Raw genomic sequence first — 3,375 nt, 5'->3', positions numbered from 1 at the left:
CCACCGAGCCGTCCACGGCGCCGCTCCCGGGGCTGGGGCGGGCCGTGGACGGCTCGGTGGTGCCTACTTGGGCTCGCGGGCCTTGAGGTACTCAGGGGCGTTCCGCACGGCAACCTGCGCCATGTACCGCACCTGTCGGATGCCGACGACGGCGGCCATGTTCGCGATCACCTTGTCGTCGAAGATGGCGAGCTCCGGCCAATGCGCCTTGGCGTTGGCGATCTGCTCGGGGGTGACGTCCACGCGCCACGACGCCGGCGCAGCGCTGCCAAGGCCGCGGTGCGTGGACATCACCTCGTCGATCTTGGCGAAGTCCTCCACGATCTTCGCGGCGATGTCGTCGCGCTCCTCCAGGAGCTGGACGTCGAAGGCGAAGCCCTTGCCCCTCCGCTCGTCCGAGGTGTGCTGGGCGAGGCTGGTCTTCCAGTCGGCGGTGTTCGTGCGCAGGTTCGCGAGGGCCTCGTCGAGGTTCGGCTTCTGGTACACGGTGTGTCCCTTCGTTCGGGTCGGTGGCGGAGTGCTCACCCCGCCGCGTTGGGGCCCGGGGCGCCCGTGGTGGACGCCCCGGAAGTCTGGTGGATCAGGCGGTCAGCGTGAGGAGCTGCCGGTGATCGGGGAGGGAGTTCAGGAGACGGTTCCGCCACGCCAGGGCGTACCGCGGGCAGTTCCCGCAGTGCTTGTGCGTGCACCCGGGCATCGGGGCCCGCTTGGTGGCGTTCAGCGACCAGGCGAGGGAGTCCGAGGAGTAGAGCAGGTGGGCGGCCTCACGGAGACCCGTCACCTTGAAACCGAAGCCATGAAGGCGGATGCCCATGGACCACAGGGTCTCGATGATGCGTACGGCTTCGTCCGTGGCCTGCCGACGGCAAACGGAGCCGATGCCGACGACCGGCTCATACGTGAGGTCGATACCGGCCCGCTCGTACAGGTCAACGCACCGGAGGTAGTCATCGAGGGTGAAGCCCTGGAGCACGGGCATCCACGGCAGATCCGCGTCCAGCGTCATCAGGTTCAGGAAGCTCGCCACGGTCTTGTACTGGTGGCGCTCCACCGTGAGACCGGTCTTCGCCAGGATCTCGTCCTCGCACATCCAGTCCTGAATCGCGCAGACGTCCATCATGCCGACCTCGTCGTAGTACCGCCGCGCGGCCGCGGCGTACTTGTACGGGCTGACGGTCCACTGGCCGTACTTCGACAGCTCCGTGAAACCGCCGGAGTCCAGCATCCACGGGGTGACGGCGCGCGGCAGGGTCTTGCGGCCGGAGAGACGGTGGTTCGCGACGCACAGGGGAACGCAGTCCTCGCCGAACTCCGGCCGGGCGAGCCACGACGGCTGATGCGTGCCCAGGTAGGTCACGCGGTCGACGTCGTCGTACGAACGGCGACCGGGGTTCTTCGGGGCGGCCGGTCGCATGGCTGCACTGTTCTCGGTGGACGCCGGAAGGTCGAAGAGGACGGCAGAAGACACGCGGTTTCCTTCGTTCGGGACTCGTCGGCGGTGCTCTCCGCCAACACTCAGAATAGTACAGCAATGAGACATCCGGGGAAGGGGAGCCCACGAAATGCGGGGACCGCCCGACTGGAGCGGCGGGTCAGCTCGGGTGAAGCTCGGCGGCCGGCGCCTCCGTCTCCCGGTAGTCCAGCCCGTTGGTTTGCAAGGGGTGCACGATCACCATGCCGTCCGAGAACGGCCAACTGTTGACCTGCACAAGCTCATCCGGCCGCCCCTCCCGCCTCCAAACGGCCCGGGAGCGATAGGGCAGGCGAGCAGCGGACGTGGGAGCTGTCAGTGGCATCCCGACCAGCTTCCGGCCGCGGGTGGTGATGTACGGGTAGGCGTCCGTCCGCCAGTGGTCGGCGGCCTCCGCGATCCGGCCGTCACAGTTCTGGAAGATCACCAGTCCGTCACGGCTCAGCCCCTGGCCGTCGTAGTGGCTCAGCCCGTATACCGCGCCCGTCTCCGGGTTCGCACGCCGCAGGTGCCGGTAGCGGTCGATCGGGATGAGCGCTGCACGCCCCTCGGGGGTGAGGAACCGGCTGCCGGTCTCCTCGTCGGTGCGCGCCCACGCCTCCGGTATCGACCCCAGCACGCGCGCGGACACCACACCGTCAGGCAGGCGCCCACCGGCGTCGACGCCGGCGAGCAGGGCCTTCCGCTGGCCCTTCGTCATCTTCGTGATGGCGTAGCTGTAGAGCAGGTGGGCGCCGGACATGGTTCGTTTCTCCCTCGAAGGATCAGGTGCAGGTCGGCAGGGTGCGGGGTCAGGCGGCCAGGCCGTACAGCACGGCCTGACGGTTGCGGTACTTGGCGGTCATGGCCCGCCCGACGTGCGCGGCCATCGCGGTGCCCACCGGTGGCCGCGCTGCGGGCCCCTCCGTCGCTTCCAGAGCTGCCGCGCGCCGGATGATCTCCTGCATCGACAGGCCCTTTTTGAAGTCGGCCCCGACCTTGACTTCGGTCTTGGCGTACGCCGCAGCGAGCTTCGGCACGCGCCGCGCGCCGTTCACCAAGTCGTTGTTGCAGCCGAGGACACAGAACACACAGCTCAGGCGCCGGTTTCCCCAGTCGTATGCCGGGTGGTACGGCAGGCGGGAACGGGCGATCTCGCGCCACACCTTCCGGTCGCTCCAGGCGTGGATGGGCCGCCATGTGGTGACGTGCCGCTTGCCGTTGCTCGCCCCGAGGTCGATCTCCACCTCGGCGAGCTTCGCCCGCTGGTCGCTCTCTGCGGCACGCTGCCCGATGCACGCCAGGATGCGCACGGGACGGCCCAGGTGCGCGAGTTCCGCGGTGAGCCGCGTGTAGAGGGTCCGGATCGGCCCCCGCTTTTCACCACTCGTGCACCAGCGTGCTGCACTCGACGGCCAGGCCGGCGCGACCTTCGCCTGCGTCGGGTCCTCGCCCCGCTCGAGGGCCTCCTTCTCCGCCTTGGCCTTGAGCTTGCCGTAGCGGATCTCGACGCGGTCAAGGAAATCGACGCCGGACGTCACCACCTCGAACCGGCGGACCCCGGACAGACGCGCTTGCAGCTCGGCGAGTTCGCGCGTCCCTTCCCACTCGGCCCGGCCGAGGTCCGCGTGGACGACGACGACCTTGTGCAGCATCCCGAGAGCCTTCGCGCGCCGGACGACGTACGAGAGCATCGCCTGCGAGTCCTTCCCGCCCGAGCTGGAGACGACTATCCAGTCCGCGTCCCGGATCAGCTCGTCGGGGATGGTCGTCGACGGCGTGAGCGGCACGGACGCGTGCACCTTGCGCGGGCGGCGCGCCTTCTTCGCCGGGGCGGCCTTGGAAGCGCTCAGGGGCGCCGTCTGGATGGCGGGGAGGTCGAAGAGGGTCGCGGTCTGCATGGCGGGCGTCCTGGGGGCGTGAGG

The 3,375-nt window shown here is 69.2% G+C and carries 4 protein-coding genes; all 4 read right to left on the bottom strand.

Annotated elements, in window-relative coordinates:
- Nucleotides 1-63: 63 nt before the first annotated feature.
- Nucleotides 64-486, bottom strand: a complete 423-nt coding sequence (locus C1J00_RS40635; protein ID WP_102913862.1) for a hypothetical protein — start codon at nucleotides 484-486, stop codon at nucleotides 64-66.
- Between the two features lie 94 nt (nucleotides 487-580).
- On the bottom strand, nucleotides 581-1,468 hold the full coding sequence (locus C1J00_RS40630; protein ID WP_219728412.1) for a deazapurine DNA modification protein DpdA family protein: 888 nt from the start codon (nucleotides 1,466-1,468) through the stop codon (nucleotides 581-583).
- Between the two features lie 124 nt (nucleotides 1,469-1,592).
- The gene (locus tag C1J00_RS40625) at nucleotides 1,593-2,213 is read right to left on the bottom strand and encodes a hypothetical protein (RefSeq protein WP_102913861.1); all 621 of its coding nucleotides are present in this window, start codon (nucleotides 2,211-2,213) and stop codon (nucleotides 1,593-1,595) included.
- Nucleotides 2,214-2,262: 49 nt separating this feature from the next.
- The coding region (locus tag C1J00_RS40620) for a phosphoadenosine phosphosulfate reductase domain-containing protein (protein WP_219728411.1) at nucleotides 2,263-3,375 on the bottom strand (1,113 nt) is incomplete at its 5' end.

Origin of the sequence: Streptomyces cahuitamycinicus (assembly GCF_002891435.1) — a bacterium.
Lineage (GTDB): Bacteria > Actinomycetota > Actinomycetes > Streptomycetales > Streptomycetaceae > Streptomyces > Streptomyces cahuitamycinicus.
Note: the sequence above shows the minus strand (reverse complement) of the source record. Positions and strands in the feature narration are given on the sequence as shown.